General features: G+C 40.8%; 15 protein-coding genes. 11 read left to right on the top strand and 4 right to left on the bottom strand.

From position 1 onward, the window contains the following. The first annotated feature begins 115 nt into the window (after window positions 1-115). Complete coding sequence (locus J5M87_RS08460; RefSeq protein ID WP_154608879.1) at window positions 116-1249, top strand: ABC transporter ATP-binding protein; 1134 nt, start codon at window positions 116-118, stop codon at window positions 1247-1249. Between the two features lie 55 nt (window positions 1250-1304). Here the strand turns inward: J5M87_RS08460 and J5M87_RS08455 are convergent, their stop codons facing one another. Further along, window positions 1305-2273, bottom strand: a complete 969-nt coding sequence (locus tag J5M87_RS08455; RefSeq protein ID WP_154608880.1) for an aromatic acid exporter family protein — start codon at window positions 2271-2273, stop codon at window positions 1305-1307. 263 nt (window positions 2274-2536) lie between these two features. Here J5M87_RS08455 and J5M87_RS08450 point away from each other — a divergent pair, with 263 nt between their 5' ends. The 6 genes from J5M87_RS08450 (at window position 2537) to rpsI (ending at window position 8226) form a co-directional block, all read left to right on the top strand. Beyond that, entirely contained in the window at window positions 2537-3385 is an 849-nt protein-coding gene (locus J5M87_RS08450) for a DUF4300 family protein (protein WP_154608881.1), read from the top strand. Between the two features lie 658 nt (window positions 3386-4043). Next, window positions 4044-4781 carry a 23S rRNA (guanosine(2251)-2'-O)-methyltransferase RlmB gene (gene rlmB, locus J5M87_RS08445; RefSeq protein ID WP_154608882.1) on the top strand — a complete coding sequence of 246 codons (738 nt, stop codon included), beginning with the start codon at window positions 4044-4046 and terminating at the stop codon, window positions 4779-4781. A 30-nt stretch (window positions 4782-4811) separates the two neighbouring features. Beyond that, the gene (locus J5M87_RS08440; protein ID WP_154608883.1) at window positions 4812-5675 is read left to right on the top strand and encodes a DegV family protein; all 864 of its coding nucleotides are present in this window, start codon (window positions 4812-4814) and stop codon (window positions 5673-5675) included. A gap of 531 nt (window positions 5676-6206) precedes the next feature. Continuing rightward, a complete protein-coding gene (locus tag J5M87_RS08435) occupies window positions 6207-7100 on the top strand; it encodes a DUF7916 family protein (protein ID WP_154608884.1) in 894 nt (297 codons plus the stop codon). Between the two features lie 267 nt (window positions 7101-7367). Continuing rightward, entirely contained in the window at window positions 7368-7814 is a 447-nt protein-coding gene (gene rplM, locus J5M87_RS08430; protein WP_067086679.1) for a 50S ribosomal protein L13, read from the top strand. A gap of 19 nt (window positions 7815-7833) precedes the next feature. Beyond that, on the top strand, window positions 7834-8226 hold the full coding sequence (gene rpsI, locus J5M87_RS08425; protein ID WP_067086676.1) for a 30S ribosomal protein S9: 393 nt from the start codon (window positions 7834-7836) through the stop codon (window positions 8224-8226). Between the two features lie 111 nt (window positions 8227-8337). Here the strand turns inward: rpsI and J5M87_RS08420 are convergent, their stop codons facing one another. Next, window positions 8338-9558, bottom strand: a complete 1221-nt coding sequence (locus J5M87_RS08420; RefSeq protein ID WP_154608885.1) for a site-specific integrase — start codon at window positions 9556-9558, stop codon at window positions 8338-8340. Between the two features lie 206 nt (window positions 9559-9764). Beyond that, a complete protein-coding gene (locus J5M87_RS08415) occupies window positions 9765-10448 on the bottom strand; it encodes a hypothetical protein (protein ID WP_154608886.1) in 684 nt (227 codons plus the stop codon). Window positions 10449-10936: 488 nt separating this feature from the next. On the opposite strand from J5M87_RS08415, the gene J5M87_RS08410 reads away from it, so the two are divergent. After that, on the top strand, window positions 10937-11980 hold the full coding sequence (locus tag J5M87_RS08410) for a glycerate kinase family protein (protein WP_154608887.1): 1044 nt from the start codon (window positions 10937-10939) through the stop codon (window positions 11978-11980). A 451-nt stretch (window positions 11981-12431) separates the two neighbouring features. Here J5M87_RS08410 and J5M87_RS08405 read toward each other — a convergent pair whose 3' ends face one another. Next, on the bottom strand, window positions 12432-13568 hold the full coding sequence (locus tag J5M87_RS08405) for a DUF6287 domain-containing protein (protein WP_154608888.1): 1137 nt from the start codon (window positions 13566-13568) through the stop codon (window positions 12432-12434). Window positions 13569-13818: 250 nt separating this feature from the next. Between J5M87_RS08405 and J5M87_RS08400 the strand changes: the two genes are divergently transcribed. Genes J5M87_RS08400 through J5M87_RS08390 form a run of 3 tightly spaced genes read left to right on the top strand, consistent with a single transcriptional unit; the run spans window position 13819 to window position 16480 of the window. After that, a complete protein-coding gene (locus J5M87_RS08400; protein WP_154608925.1) occupies window positions 13819-14412 on the top strand; it encodes an MptD family putative ECF transporter S component in 594 nt (197 codons plus the stop codon). Continuing rightward, window positions 14409-15068 carry an energy-coupling factor transporter transmembrane component T gene (locus J5M87_RS08395; RefSeq protein ID WP_154608889.1) on the top strand — a complete coding sequence of 220 codons (660 nt, stop codon included), beginning with the start codon at window positions 14409-14411 and terminating at the stop codon, window positions 15066-15068. Before J5M87_RS08400 ends, J5M87_RS08395 begins: the two co-directional genes overlap by 4 nt. Next, window positions 15032-16480: an ABC transporter ATP-binding protein gene (locus J5M87_RS08390; protein ID WP_154608890.1), complete on the top strand. Its 1449-nt coding sequence runs from the start codon at window positions 15032-15034 to the stop codon at window positions 16478-16480. Before J5M87_RS08395 ends, J5M87_RS08390 begins: the two co-directional genes overlap by 37 nt. Window positions 16481-16574: the final 94 nt, after the last annotated feature.

The raw sequence follows: 16574 nt of genomic DNA, 5'->3' as shown, positions 1-16574 counted from the left end.
GGGAAAAATAAAGCGTTTTCATATATACTAAAAGAGTAAGAACATGTATTCACGGTTCAGCAACTTTCTTCGGGAGCTTATGAATACAGGTTCTAAAAGAAAGCGAGGTTTGAACATGGTTCAATTAAATCTAAAAAATATCTACAAAAAATATCCAAACAGCGAACACTATTCTGTTGAGGATTTCAACCTAGACATTAAGGACAAGGAATTTATCGTATTTGTAGGTCCTTCAGGATGTGGGAAATCAACAACTCTTCGTATGATTGCAGGTCTGGAAGATATTACAGAAGGTGAAGCATACATTGATGATGTCTTGATGAATGATGTGGCACCAAAAGATCGTGATATTGCCATGGTATTCCAAAACTATGCCCTCTACCCACACATGACTGTATTTGACAACATGGCCTTTGGTTTGAAATTGCGCAAATACAGCAAAGATGAAATCAAAAAACGGGTAGAAGAAGCTGCTGCAATCCTTGGTTTGACTGAATTCTTGCAACGGAAACCAGCAGACCTTTCAGGTGGACAACGTCAACGTGTTGCCATGGGTCGTGCAATTGTCCGTGATGCAAAAGTGTTCTTGATGGATGAGCCATTATCAAACTTGGATGCAAAACTTCGTGTATCCATGCGTACAGAAATTGCGAAAATCCACCGTCGTATCGGTGCGACAACCATCTACGTAACGCATGACCAAACAGAAGCGATGACACTTGCTGACCGTATCGTTATCATGAGTGCAACCAAGAATGAAGCTGGTACAGGTACAATCGGACGTATCGAACAAATCGGTACACCGGAAGAATTGTACAACTCTCCTGTTAACAAATTTGTCGCAAGCTTTATCGGAAGCCCAGCGATGAACTTCTTCAATGTAACCTTGAAAGATGGTGTTCTAACAGATGGAGATAATTTGTCAGTCCGCTTGCCAGAAGGGCGCAGAAAACATTTGGAAGAAAAAGGATATGAAGGAAAATCTTTGACACTTGGTATTCGTCCAGAAGACATTAAAGCTTCACAATTGGAACTAGAAGCTTATCCAGATAGCATTGTCACATCAGAAGTAGTGGTATCTGAATTGCTCGGTGCAGAGTCCATGCTCTATAGCCGTGTAGGTGCAACTGAGTTTGTATCTCGTGTGGATGCCCGTGATTTCCACAAACCAGGTGAAAAAGTGCGTCTTGCCTTCAACCTCAATAAAGCACACTTCTTCGACAACACTACAAATAAAGCAATCGTCTAACATTTGTACATATAACAAAGCACAAACTCCCTACCATTGGTGGGGAGTTTGTGCCTTATTTACTTGCGTTTTCTTCTGGATACTGCTCGTAAAAATCTACCTTCAACTGAATAAAGGCTTCCATATCATGGAGGAGTTGGAAGAGAGTGGCCCGTGCTTCAAATTCTTCCCGTGTTTGTGGAAGTGGGCGCTCACGGAAGGTCTGATGAAAGAGTTCAATGTCTTCTAACAGTTCGTGACCAGGATTTTGTCTACTTAATTGGGAGGCTGTTCGTTCAAAAAGACTGGCTAGAATAACAGCCTCTCGACTTTCAAGAGAGAATGTATTGATGTTATTGGCCATGGTCCGTAAAATTTTATTTTGTGCCAATCGCATTTCAAAATAATGGACTTGATAGTTTGTTTGGTAAAAAACTTGGTTGTGACGATCGAGGTAAACAACATCAAGTACCTCTTGTAAGGTTTGATCAAGCTGGGTAATCAGCTGGGCTTCGTTTCGGCCGTCACCAGTTAATAAAAAATCTTGAAAGCGAAGGAGAATGGCCTTGAGTTCTTGCTCGACCTGGTCATGATAGAGTTGAATTTTTTTATCTTGCGAAGGCATGTAGAGATTGGCAAGAAGAGCAATGCCGGCACCGATGAGAAAGAGCGCAAGTTCGTTTCCTAAGAGAGCGAGTGATGTGGACTGTTCTAAGAAAAGGTGGGTTACAAGGACTGTACAAGGGGCAATGCCAGCTGTCAGATTCGCCTTATAAGCAAGCGGCACATATAAACAGAGGTAGAGTCCCAGCGTTAAGAGGTGAAAGCCAAAAAGGGAGAAGGCAAGAGCAGCAATTGCCAGAGCTAAAACCGTTGACCAAAGCCTAGCCCAAGCAGTTTTTAGGGAGGCACGTCTTGTATCTAAAACGCTTAAAATAGCGATGATTCCTGCTGAAGTAGCATAAGATAGGTGTAAAAAATCGGCTAAGATAATGGCCATACAAGTTGCGAGAACCAGCTTAATCGTCCGATGAAGTAAGGGCATGAGAATCTCCTTATCAAGTGTGAGAATGAAAACAAGATAGCATTATTATAGCACAAATTGAATAGATATTCAGAGAATGAGTGCCAGGAAGGCAGATATACTCATTTACCCGTAGAAATTTCGCGTGTGGTTGTCGTTTTATCAGAATGTTCTAAGTAGAATGTTTCCTAAAAAACAGACGAAAAGCAGATGAAGCATAGGGAAGTATGAGATGGATTTGATATGATAGGATAAATAAAAATCATAAAAGGAGGAATCCAGACATGAAACGAAAACTAATTGCCTTAGTCAGCCTATGTGCTCTTGCCTTGGTTGGTTGCCATGCAGCCCCAAAGACGGAGATGAAAAAAGAAACCACACCTAGTTACCGCTACCACAATCTTGTCAGCTCCAAAAACACAGAAGAGCTTCAAAAAGATTTACAAGAACAAGGCGTTGCAAAGGAAAATTTGCAAGCTCTATCTGCCTTTATAGACAGTTATCATCAGGATAACAAATCTTATGAAAAGGAGGCCGAGGACTGGACCAGCATGGAGCTTGGGCAAGATGCGAATCAGTTTACTACGATGTTGGATGAAGCAGAATACAAAGAAAAAATCAGCCATTTTCCAAAAGATTTGAACTGCCGTCAAACAGCTTTTCTGCTTCTACGCTCTCTCTTGCGCTATGATACAGAGAAGGTGAAACATCTTGCAGAACATCCAGAGTTTCAGACCTTGAAGCAATACCATCCTGAATTGACAGATGCAGACAGCCAGCTGTATAGCCTCTTGTTTCTTGACAATCCAGCTTACAAGTCTGCAACTGATTTGACCAAGGCTTGGAAAGATGCAGGTGTTACCTTTTCTAACAAACTACGACTCTTGTCAGCGGTGCAAAATGTAGAAGGTTCTGTGATTAGTATGCATGTTGGCTTAGTGTATGAAAAAGATGGGAAAGTCTATTTCCTTGAAAAGATGGATCCATCCCTTCCATACCGACTCAGCGAATTCCAATCTTGGAAAGATTTCCAAGAGCATATGTTATCAGGTCGTTTCCAATTCTTTAGAGATAAAATTGCGTTATTGGTGAATGATCAAGACTTGTCTGAGCTAGCAAACATGAAGAAATGAGTTATCTCGTTTAAAGCCAAAAATCCACAAAAGCTGTGATAGGATTATCCTGCTTTTGTGGATTTTTTGATGTGTAGAGTGAATTGAATAAAGGTTAGGACATCGTTCAGTCGCCTTGATGAACGCCCGTTCTATCTGCAGCTTCTTGCCTTTCTCAATCCACTATAGTTGGCACTCAATGAATGGCAAAACAGAAGTTGCTCAGTCGTAACTGTTGCTCGATTCAAACATAAGCCACCTTTCAGGCACAATTTTTCATGGAAGAACTGCAGCCTAGAAGCATAGTGTACATTTTTTCAAGAAAACACAGCAGCCTAGAAATGTAGAGTGCATTTTTTTAATTGAGAATTGCAGACTAGAATCCTAGTGAGCATTTTTTCAAATGAGAGCTGCAGACTAGAAGTATAGATTGCGATTTTTTCAAGAAAGTTCCGCAGCCTAGAGTTGTAGTGCACCATTTTCATCAAAGAATGCTGGGCTGATACGCATTAAACTGCAAAATGAGCAAGATTATCAACTATTGTTGCCTTCCTTTAGAAAGGATTGAAAACATGAACCAATGCTTCTAGTGGACTCAAATCCGTAAAAGAAGGTGAAATTGAGCGAATCGAGTATCCATTGACTAGCAAATGCTAGTTGAAACTGTTATAATAAAGCTATGAAACAAGTAGAAGAAAATGATATTGTATATGGCGTACATGCAGTGGTAGAAAGTTTGGAAGCCAATCTTGGCAATAAACTCTATATGCAGGATGATTTGCGGGGAAAAAATGTTGAAAAAATCAAGGCTCTAGCTGCTGAAAAAAAAGTCTCGATTTCTTGGACTTCTAAGAAGAGTTTGACAGATATGACTTCAGGGGCTGTTCATCAAGGATTTGTTTTGCGAGTGTCCGCATTTGCCTACGCAGAGTTAGGAGATATTTTAGCCAAAGCAGAGCAGGAAGCTAATCCCCTAATTCTGATTTTGGATGGTCTGACAGATCCGCATAATTTTGGGTCTATCTTACGGACGGCAGATGCAACGCAGGTGGCTGGAATTATCATTCCCAAACACCGTGCGGTTGGTGTGACCCCAGCAGTTGCAAAAACCTCGACAGGTGCGGTCGCCCATGTTCCAATTGCCCGTGTGACCAATCTAAGCCAGACCTTGGATGCATTAAAAGAAGCTGGGTTTTGGATTTTTGGAACAGATATGAATGGGACTCCTAGTCACAAATGGAATACACAAGGAAAGCTCGCTCTCATTATTGGCAATGAAGGCAAGGGGATTTCTGCCAATATTAAAAAGCAGGTCGATGAGATGATTACTATTCCAATGAAAGGGCATGTCCAAAGTTTAAATGCCAGCGTGGCAGCAGCTGTCTTGATGTATGAAGTATTTCGCAACAAAGTATAAGGCTGTAAGAGAAAGCAGAAAAGGGGATTTATGGTCGCATTTAAAATTATGACGGATTCGACGGCAGATGTGCCGCTAGAGTGGATAGAACAATATGGGCTCACCATTATGGGATTGACAGTTGAGCTAGACGGTGTCGTTTATGAAACAGTTGGTGAGAATCGCTTAACGAGTGATGTGTTATTGGAAAAAATGCTAGCAGGTGGCCAACCGACAACTAGTCAGGTCAATGTGGGGCAGTTTGAAGCGGTTTTTGCAGAAGCAGCTAAGGCAGGCGAAGCAGTATTGTACCTCGCATTTTCAGCTGCTTTATCAGGAACTTACCAAAGTGCAGTCATGGCGCGTGACATGGTTCTAGAAGCGTATCCAACAGCTGTCATTGAAATCATCAATACCAAGGCAGCAACCATTGGAGAAGGCTACTTGGTCCTCAAAGCAGCACAAGCACGGGAAGCAGGTAGCTCACTTGCTGAGACAGTAGCGCTGATTGAAGACTTAGCACCACGCTTACGGACCTATCTGTTGGTAGATGACTTGCAGCATTTGGTACGTGGTGGTAGGCTCTCTAAAGCAGCGGCTTTGATTGGCGGATTGGTCAACATTAAACCCTTGCTTTCGATTGATGCAGAAGGTAGCTTGGTTCCCATTGCCAAATTAAGAGGCAAGAAGAAGGGGATTAAGGAAATGCTCTCTCTAACCTTGCAACAGTTAGATGATCCTTGTGTCATGGTAGCTTATACTGGCGATGTCGAAACAGCCGAGCAATTGAAAACTACCTTACTAGCAGAATCACAGGTAGAGCAGGTTATCTTAGAGCCATTAGGACCGATTATTGCCAGCCATACAGGAACTGGTGCAATTGCGATTTTATCTATTAGCAAAGACAAGCGGTAATCCGCTTTTCTTTGGAATAAAAAAGAAAACGCTTATACTCTATAAAAATCAAAATCTGACTAGCTTCCACAATTGAGAATTGTGGAAGGCTGGAAATAGAATGAGCTAAGCTCGTCCCTTGCAATTGAGAATTGTGGAAGGCTGGAAATAGAACGAGCTAAGCTCGTCTCCACTGAACAACTAGTTAATGTTAGCTGAGGGAGTGGGACAAAAATCGTGATTTCGAAGAAATCGATTTTGTCGTCCCACCCCCGTAAGGTTGACTAGGTTTGTAGAATGTTGATTTGTCAACGTTTTACAAACCAGGCAACTACTGCGTCAAACTGCTCAAACTATAAAAATAAGAAGGCCAGGGACTTTTTATACGTAATCTTCCTAGATTACATTCTTTTGTGGGTGAGGACGAAGTCATTATGGATGTCTGTCCCAGCCTATTATTTCCAACCTTCAACAGTCCCCCGGACTGTTGAAGCAAGGTGAGTTAACAACGCCAGAATTTGATTTTTGACGAGTATTACTAAGGAGAAAGAAATGAAACGACTATTATCTGCCTATGCAAGTGACGTCATGGCCATGACTAAGTCGGATTTAAAACAAAGTATCAAGGCCAGCGAAGGTCGCATTTTACTAGGGGAAACAGTGGTGACAGCAGCCCCCTTAATTGCGGGTGTGTCAAATGCAGAAATGATGTCTGCTTTTGGTTGCGATTTGCTCGTACTCAATGAGTTTGATGTTTTCACGTGTTTTATTCAGGATTTTTACGCCTGTGATAATCCTATTGCAGAGCTGAAGCGGCTAACAGGTCGCCCTATCGGGATCAATTTAGAGCCGGTTGATGACACAAAAGAGGTCTTGGATGAACAAGTCCACCTTTCTCTAGGACGCAAGATCAGTCCTGCTAGTTTACAAAGGGCTAACGAACTTGGGATTGACTTCATTATGCTGACAGGAAATCCGTCAACAGGTGTGTCTTTAGCAGCCATTGAGTCTGCTATTCGTCTTGCAGTAGAGCATTTTGATGGACTAATCTTTGCAGGAAAGATGCACGGAGCAGGATTAGGTGAAGCGGTGGTCAATGAAGCGGCTTTGTTGGCTTTTGTTGCAGCAGGAGCAGATGGCGTCTTGATTCCAGCAGTAGGAACAGTTCCAGGTGTACGAGAAGACATAGTAGCACCAATCATTGAGCGCATTAAACAAGCTGGGGCTTTGGTGATGTCGACGATCGGAACCAGTCAAGAAAGTGCAGATAGTCAGACAGTACGGGAGTTTGGTCTTAGCAATAAGCGTGTGGGTACAGACATTCATCATATTGGAGATGGCGGATATGGTCGTATGCCAGACCCTGAAAACATTATGGCATTGAGCCTAGCTGTCAGAGGGAAACGCCACACCTATTTCCGAATGGGGCAGTCTATTCTTCGGTAACAATAGCTGTTATGAAAATAATCATTAAAGAAAAAGATGAGCTAACATGGCTTATTGGAAGATAGTGACTTCGTTTTGAACGGCCAATTCCTTGCAGAAAAAAATCAAGAAAAAGAGAGTAGTAAGGCTTGACTTTCTCTCTTTTCTTTTGATATAATGGTAGACGGTATTGTTTACCCCATTTGAAAGGCCCCGGAACCCTTCAAATAACTTGCGGACCGGAACATCCGCCCTGTAAACAAAAACGACATTCATATAGGAGAAATCATGAACAAAACAACATACATGGCTAAGCCAGGTGAAGTTGAACGCAAATGGTATGTAGTAGACGCTACTGATGTGCCTCTTGGACGCCTTTCAGCAGTTGTAGCAAGCGTTCTTCGTGGAAAAAATAAACCAACATTTACACCACATACTGATACAGGTGACTTCGTAATCGTTATCAATGCTGAAAAAGTAAAATTAACTGGTAAAAAAGCAACTGATAAAGTTTACTACACTCACTCAATGTACCCAGGTGGATTGAAATCAATTACTGCTGGCGAACTTCGTTCAAAAAATGCAGTTCGTTTGATTGAAAAATCAGTTAAAGGAATGCTTCCACACAACACTCTTGGTCGCGCTCAAGGGATGAAATTGAAAGTATTCGTTGGTTCTGAGCACAACCACGCTGCACAACAACCAGAAGTTCTTGATATTTCAGGACTTATCTAAGGAAAGGAACAAATAAAGTATGTCACAAGCACAATATGCAGGTACTGGACGTCGTAAAAACGCTGTTGCACGCGTTCGCCTTGTTCCAGGAACTGGTAAAATCACTGTTAACAAAAAAGATGTAGAAGAGTACATCCCACATGCTGACCTTCGTTTGGTTATCAACCAACCATTTGCTGTTACATCAACAGTAGGAAGCTACGATGTTTTCGTAAACGTTGTAGGTGGTGGTTATGCAGGTCAATCAGGAGCTATCCGTCATGGTATCGCTCGTGCCCTTCTTCAAGTAGACCCAGACTTCCGCGACTCTCTTAAACGCGCTGGCCTTCTCACACGTGACGCTCGTATGGTAGAACGTAAGAAACCAGGTCTTAAGAAAGCACGTAAGGCAAGTCAGTTCTCAAAACGTTAAGAAACGGCTTTATATCAGCTTTTATCAACACTTCATGGTTCACACCATGGGGTGTTTTTTGGTGCATTTCTGAGAAAATTGCCACCAAAATTGCCACCAAATTCCCACCATTTAATATTTAAGGTTTCGATAGGCAATCTCACCAACAGCCATTGGTACAACGTTTGAAGTATTGATGTAAGTTTTTGTTGTGATAGTATCGCTATGTGTTAGAGCTTCTGAAATGGCTTCTAGTGATGTTCCTGCTTGCTTAGCAAGAGTTGCTCCAGTATGGCGTAATTTATGAGGTGTGGCATGTTTAAGTTCTGGGTGACGACGCTTAACGGATTTCATCTTGTTATTAAGATAATCAGCGTGTAAGGGACTGTTGACATTTCCTTTCGTATCAACATAAGTAAAGACGTATTGTTCATCAGATTGGATAATGCCAAATTTTGCCAGTTCAATTTTTTGTTGTTTTTTCCAAGATTGGAGCAACTCGGCTAGTTCATTGGGGATTTGAAAAGTAGTTTTCTTATTCCCTTTTGTAGATTTTGGATTTTTGTATTTATCCAAGGCTTGAACTAATTGAATTTCCTGTCTCTTGATGTTGATGTGTTTCCATTGCAAAGCGTAGCTTTCAGATTTTCTATCTCCTAAGAAAAAGGTTGTATAGAATAAAACATAATCCTTGAACAAGAGTTTATCGTTCGCTAAATCTTCTTCAAAAGCTGTGAACCATGCTTGAAGCTCTACTTGTGATAGATATAAATCTTCGTCATTTTTAGCCTCTTGTAGCTTGATTTTCTTAGTTGCTTTGATTCGCTTGATTGTTTTTGAAATACGATTTGTTTCGATGTATTCCAATTCCTCCGCCCAATCAAAGATAGAATTGACATAGCTTCTGATGACTTTGAAATTTGCATACTTTTCAGCCTTTTGTGTCAATAGATTCAAAACAACTTGTTTATTTTCGTTGAGAAAGTCGATAGAATAATTTCCAAGCAATGGAAGGATGTGTTTTCTGAAGACAATTTCTGTTCCGTCAATAGTAGTTTGTGTGGGTGGTTTAGTAGTAGATGTTGTTTGACCTGCTTTGTAGGATTCCCACCAAATATCATGATAAAAATCAGAGAAAAGAATATCTCCATTGATTTCAAATGGCTTCTTGACCTCTCCTCTTAGAATATTATCAATCATTGTTAATATTTCTAATTCAGCTTGTTTAGCCTCCTTTCTTGTCTTAAATGTCTTTTCATACATCTTACTTGAGATACCAAGTGCCGACTTGGTTTCGTCAGGAATATATAATCTTAGACGGAAAGTATTGTTTTTAGTTTTTGTAATTGTCATAGTATTCTCCTTGTCAGAAATCAATGGACTTGAAAATTACTATGAAAAAAGTATGTGCTTCTATTCAACTTACTTTCTTCTTTTAAAAGCCTTTAATATCTTAATTCATCTTTTTCCAGTTGTTATCCTTTCATTTTTTGTCATAAAAAACAGTAGGAACTTTCACCTACTGAGAATTAGTTATTGATTAAATTACTATATTACTTTTATAACAAATCTAATTGATATTCTTTTATTTTTTGCTTTATTACTTTCGGATAGAATTTTTCGCTATTTTCCTTATTTGACACCTGTCCGCTGTTGGCAGAAGAATAGTGAGGAAATTCATGTGGGCAATAATTAAATTTTAAATTTTTATTTTCTACTAGTAATTTATTTGCCCAATTAAAAACATCTTTACCTATACATATTAGACGGATTTCTTTTTCATTAGGTAATAAACAATTCATCTCTTCATCAAATTCTTTTATTAAATTATCTACTAATGTTTTATTTTTTTTATCGTTTATAAATTTTTTAATATGATCACTTTTACTTCCAACTATAGGAAACAAATCAGTCATATAAGAACCTTTTAATTTTGTTTCCATAATAGCTCTTCCCAATAAAAAGTCACGACTTCTACCTATGTTATGAAAATTAGACCATTTTCTATTATCTGTCCTAATTTTTCTAGTAGAATTTAATGCTATTTCCTCATTATATGCTCCACCTGGGTTCATTGCTAAAATAACATAATTTGACTGTTGAAGAGTACCTACATACTTATTAAAATCCATGTCTTCTATTAAATCTTTTTCTTTTTCTAATAAACCATTTGGATTACTACTCTCCCATATTGCCCAAGAACTAAGCCCAGAATAAGGCTCCATTTTTTCTAGAATATTCATTTTATCCCTTTTCCATATTTTATTTTTATAATTATACCATTTTAAAAAACTTTTTTCTATTCTAGATCCCACAACCCATATCATTTAACAGAAGCGGAAAGCCATGAAGCAGGGAGTGGTTTAAGGAGGTTGCATCGGCGGAAGCTCAAAAAATCGATATAAAGCAAATGCTGAAGATGTGAAGAGGATATTTGACATTCCAACGATCGCTAAAGTACAATCAACAGAGTTATCACTGTTTACAGCTGATTTGATTGACCAAGCTCGTCAGTAAATTGGGATTGTTCTTGTAAAGGTCAGCAAAAGAGGCATAGCCACAAGCACAATGTTATGCGGATAGTGAGGTAACAATGTGGACATTCAGACATAATACTGGATCTTCCTTCATTAAGTTCTTTTATCATATCTACATACCTACACCTCACAAACTCTGCTATAATGGTATAAAGTAGTATAAGAAGTGCGTGACTAGCTAGTGAGGTAATGAGATGAAAATAGTGAGTGCAATCGATTCGTTTAAGGGTTCAGCGACTTCTGTGGAGTTAAACCAGGCGGTTAAGGAAGTGGTGGAGGAAGATCTTCCGGAAACGGAGGTGGCGACTTTTGCAATCGGAGACGGTGGCGAGGGGACATTAGAGGCATTGGCTGGAGCTCTTGACGGAAAGTGGATTAGGGTTGCGACAGTTGATTTGTTGGAACGTCCGATTGAGGCTTGTTATTTCTTATCTGGACAGACAGCCTTTATCGAAGCAGCATCAGTCGTGGGAGTTGATAAGGTAAAGCCGACTTCTACGACTGTGGAGGTAGCAACTAGCTTTGGTTTGGGGGCTGTAATCCGGGATGCTTTGAATCGTGTTTGTAAGGAAATTGTTCTCACATTAGGTGGAACAGGAACATCAGATGGTGGCAGAGGTTTACTTGCTAGTCTGACGGAAGAAGAGAGAGAACAGTTGCAGTCTGTCAACCTTATTGGCCTAACAGATGTGAGGAATGTTTATGCTGGACCAGAAGGCTATGCACACATTTTTGGTCCACAAAAAGGAGCAAATCAAACGCAGGTAGAATCGATGGATAAGGCTGCTCTTGCTTTTGTGCAGAGGATGAAAGAAGAGTTGGGAATTGATTTGCAGGCTATTTCAGGAACAGGTGCAGCTGGTGGTTTAGGTGGTGCACTGGTTGTTTTGGGTGGAGAGCTGAAGGCAGGATTTCCATTTGTTGCAGAAAAAATTGGCCTCAATGAGGCTATCCTAGATGCGGATTTAATCATTACGGGAGAGGGACGCTTGGATAGTCAAAGTCTCAATGGCAAAGTACCTGTAGGTGTAGCTGATTTAGCTCGTTCTGCTGGTGTGCCGACAATTGCCATTTGCGGTAGCGTAGCCACAGATGTGTCGGAATTTGACGATTGTTTTTTAGCGATCTTTTCGATTCAGACAGGAGTTTATTCTCTGGACAAGGCGATGAGAAAAGAAGTCACTTTAGAAAATGTCCGCTTTGTGGTGAAAAACATCCTTCGAAGTCGGTTTCTGTAAACGAAGGTCGAAAATGGTATCATCGGTTAATTATTGAAAAGTAGAGATTAAAAAAAGGCTTCAGACCAGTCTTTTTATGAGAATGGTTTTGAGACTTTTTAATTTTATCGAGTATTTCTAATACTCGATAAAAATCAACATCTGACTAGCTTCCACAATTGAGAATTGTGGAAGGCAGGAAATAGAACGAGTGCAGCTCGCCCCTTGCAATTGAGAATTGTGGAAGGCAGGAAATAGAACGAGTGCAGCTCGCCCCTTGCAATTGAGAATTGTAGAAGGTGAGAAATAGAGCGAGCATAGCTCGTCTCCACTGAACCACTAGTTCGGACTAATGTTAGCTGAGGATTATGACATAATCCTTATTTCCAACCTTCAACAGTCCACTGGACTGTTGAAGCAAGGTGAGTTACGACGTCAGACTTTGATTTTTGACGAGTATAACTTCTGGCTATTATTCCTCTACCCGATAGAAGACTTCCTGAGCGAGAATGTCTGCGGGCATGAGGTATTGGGTGGAGAAGAGCCTGTCTTTGGTTTGGTCTGTCGGGTCACTTGCGTTTTCTGCGATTGGTGTGATAGCAACCCCTTTAGGAATAAAGACAGTTGGAACAATTGCAGATGCCATGGCATCTGGATTTCGGATACCAGCTGTAAGTTGACCGTTCTCAATGTTAGCGTAGTTCAAATTGATGTGATAATTTCTATCTGGCACGTCTTGGTAGTTGACGGTTCCGTCTGTTTGAATGGTAAGAACTCTTCCTTTGCCATTTTTCCAAGTGCCTGCAAGACTTGAGAAATCACCAGCTGATACGGCATTGATGTCCATGTTTTTTGCGGTAGTATCTATAGCAGAAGCAGGTTTTTGTGGTGTTTCAAAAGATGCCCAGTTGAGAGCTGTTAGGTCAAGCTCTTCTGCTTTTGATTTGCCAAATAGCTGATCTAGTTTATCCTGGCCAAGCTGAAATTCAGTTTGGTTGCCTTGTTTTGGTTGGGGGCTATTTGTTGAGAATTGGTAAAGCGTTGCGGTACCTGCTCCGGTTCCAGAGCTCCAACTCGCGGTGACCACATCACCATTTTGATAAATCGTAAAAGCATTTCTAGCTCCGCCATGCCCTGCGACAAAACCTTCTGCTAGGAGATTAGGTGTCTTATTTTCTAAATAATAAAGCGCAACTGGAAAAATTTGTTGGTTTTCTCCGCTAGAGCCAACTAATAATTCATTCTGTCCATCTTGATTGACATCAAGAAAAGTGTAGCGCAATCGATCTGGAGAGTATAGGGCACTCTCGATTACCCAAGAATTGAGTTCGATATTTAGGCTACCTAGTAATTCTTGGATATGCGCGAGGTTGGTGTGATAGGTAGCATTGTATTCGAGTATTTTTTGATAGTCCTCAAAGATACTTGCATAAGACTTCTTATCGTTTTTTGGAGTTGATTTTTTGACTTCTCCAGAAGTAGCTGTTGATTGGCTTGTTTGCTCTGATGTGCTAGTCTGACTTACTTTGTTCGTCGTACAAGCAGTTAGTAGTGCACTGGTCAATAAGCTGATTAGAGCAAGGTGTGATAATTTGGCAATCTGTTTCATAGGCTCTCCTTTTGCATGAATAGGTAAATAACTAGCTTTATTATAGCATAAAGAATGCAGATAATCTGCTCAGTTTCCTATATTAAAATTTACAGATAATTTAAAGCGTGTTATAATAGTCACAAACGATGCCTGTTTGATATTAGATAGAATTTGTTCTTTTTGGTAGGGTGCTATCTGTTGAAGATATGTATCAAAGGCAATAATGAAGAGGATTTGCTAGGAATTCTCAATGGTGACGGAGAAGATGATGAAACAATTAAAGGTGAAAGATATTATGGTGACAGGAGCTTTTGCAGCTCTGTATTTCTTATGTGTCGGGCTTGGAACATTAATCGCAGCCGTATTTGACCGTTCAGGGAATATGATGTATGCACCAGCTTTTTCAGCTGTGATAGGCGGTCCAGTCTATATGGTACTGCTCTCTAAAGTGGGAAAATTTGGCTCGATTAGTCTGGTGAGTGGTGTTATGGCTTGTTTCTTTTTTTTGTCAGGCTACATGACCTCAGCCTTTCTACCTAGTTTAGTCTTTGGGATTGCAGGAGATTTTGTAGCTAAGCAAGGTCAATACCAACAAAAATGGCTTAATATTGTGAGTTTTACCATTTTTTCTTTTGGAAATTTAGGGCCGATCATTCTCATGTGGTTGATGAAGGATGCCTATGAGGCAAATCTTTTAGCGCGTGGAAAGTCTGCAGAATACATTGCTCGAGTCATGGTTGATTTCACGGTTGGAAATGTTTTGTGGCTTTCTGCCACTATTATCATTGGAGCTGTGATTGGAGCTGTTATAGGACAAAAAATGGTCGATAAATCCTTCAAAAAATCGGGGTTGTTGCAATGAGATTTGATGCCAGAAGCAAGGTCCTGCTAAGTATTTTTGCAGGAGTTACCTATGGTCTGCATGTGACGGATTGGGAGCGTGCTTATCTACTAGTAGGAATTGCAGTTTGTTGTCTGCTTGTCGGTCGCTTCAAAATGGCACTTGTGACGATACTAGGTTATCTTTTGGTCTATCAGATGAGTCAAGTGGCTATTCTTCCCATGTGGCTCTTTCGCTTTACCTTTATGCTTAGCCATATCTGGGTTCCCTTAATGGCTGGGCATTTTCTTCTGTTGACGACCTCGGCCTATGAATTGATCCATGGTCTGAGAAAATGGCATGTGCCAGAGAGTTTTTTGCTGACCTTGGGTGTCATGTTTCGCTTCTTACCGCTGATAAAAAAAGAGGTGCGAGTGGTGCATGTTTCCTTGAAGACAAGGGGGATTTTTCTGAGAAAGCGAGATGTTCTCTTACAGCCACATCGCTATTTGGAATGTGTCCTAGTTCCCTTGATGATGTCACTATTGCGCTCGGCTCAGGATTTGACCATTGCAACCTTGACCAAGGGGATTGCGATGACCAATAGACCAAGTGAATTTGTCCAGTCCCGTTGGACCTGGCTAGATTGGAGTATCTGTGTATGGTGTCTCAGCTTTCTTATCCTAAAATTCAACTAGAAGCTCGTAATGTACAGCTTCGATATGCGTCTAGTCAGACCATAGCTTGTCAGGTCGGGGCCTTACAAGTGAAGAAGGGTGAGTGTCTTGTCTTATGTGGTCCGAGTGGTTCGGGAAAATCTTCCTTTCTTCATCTCATCAATGGCTTGGTTCCTGAGTATTATCAAGGAGAGATTGAGGGAAGTTTGCGAATTGGTCCCCTATCCTATCAAGAAAGTAGCGTGGAAGAATCAGCTTATCAAGTGGCGTCTGTTTTTCAAAATCCAGCGACACAATTTTTTCATCAAGAAGTGTTACAAGAATTAGTTTTCCCCTGTGAAAATCAAGGGATGCCACGAGAGGCTATTTCAAACCGATTGGCAGAGGTAGTAGAACAATGTCAACTAACTTCCTTATTGCATGAAGACATGGAAAAGTTGTCTGGTGGGCAAAAGCAGGTCGTAGCGATTAGCACAGCAGCCATGCAGGGAACAGACATTATGGTTTTTGATGAACCGACTGCCAATCTTGATGCACGAGGTGTCGAGCGAGTACAGGAATTATTGAGGGTATTAAAAAAACAGGGTAAGACCCTGATTATTGCAGAACATCGTCTGGCCTATTTGAAAGAGATAGCAGATTCCTACGCCTATTTCCGTGAAGGGACATTGATAGAGGCAACCTCAGCAAGTGGCTTTCTTGCCTATTCTGAGGAAAAAAGACAGGAATTAGGTTTACGAACATCTGATACAGCTCCTTTTCAAGCACAGGTCAAGGAAATGGCACGAGCCTTTACCAATGACCCGACAGGTCTTATCTTACGACAGTTTCGTGTCCATCATCAAGCTAAGTATCTTTATCAAGTGAATGAGCTAGTGCTTGCTGCTGGTCAGGTTGTAGGCTTGATTGGGGCAAATGGCTCTGGTAAGACGAGTTTTGCTCGTTCTCTTGTCGGCTTAGAAGGGGATAAGACAGGTGTTGTCAGCTGGCAGGGAGAATCCTTACCTGCACGAAAACGCCTCGCAAGAATCGCCTATGTTATGCAAGATGTCCGCCAGCAATTGATTACAGAGCGAGTAGAGAAAGAATTGCGCTTGGGGTTGGGCATAGATCAGTTGGATGAGGACGTATTACGTGCTTTTCGGCTTTCACATCTCTTAGATCGTCATCCGATGAGTTTATCCATGGGAGAGCAACAGCGCTTGATAATAGCAGCTAGCCTATTTAGCAACAAAGAAATTTTTATCTTTGATGAGCCTTCCAGTGGTCTTGATAGAGAGCAAATGGAGCAACTAGCAGCTCAACTTGAGCTTTTAAAATCAAAAGGAAAACTTGTCCTCCTCATCTCTCACGATGATGAATTGCTCGCTAGGATTTGTGATAAAGTGGTTGATGTTGAGAAATTAGCAATGGGAAAAGAAGCTGAGGGCTAGTCAGTCTATAAATGATTGAAATGCATTGATGTGAGCCTTTTGTATCACTAGTTGAATGATGATAGCCTGATCAATGCTTGTTTGATAATACCTG

Source organism: Streptococcus sp. zg-86 (genome assembly GCF_017639855.1).
Taxonomy (GTDB): Bacteria; Bacillota; Bacilli; order Lactobacillales; family Streptococcaceae; genus Streptococcus; species Streptococcus zhangguiae.
Note: the sequence above shows the minus strand (reverse complement) of the source record. Positions and strands in the feature narration are given on the sequence as shown.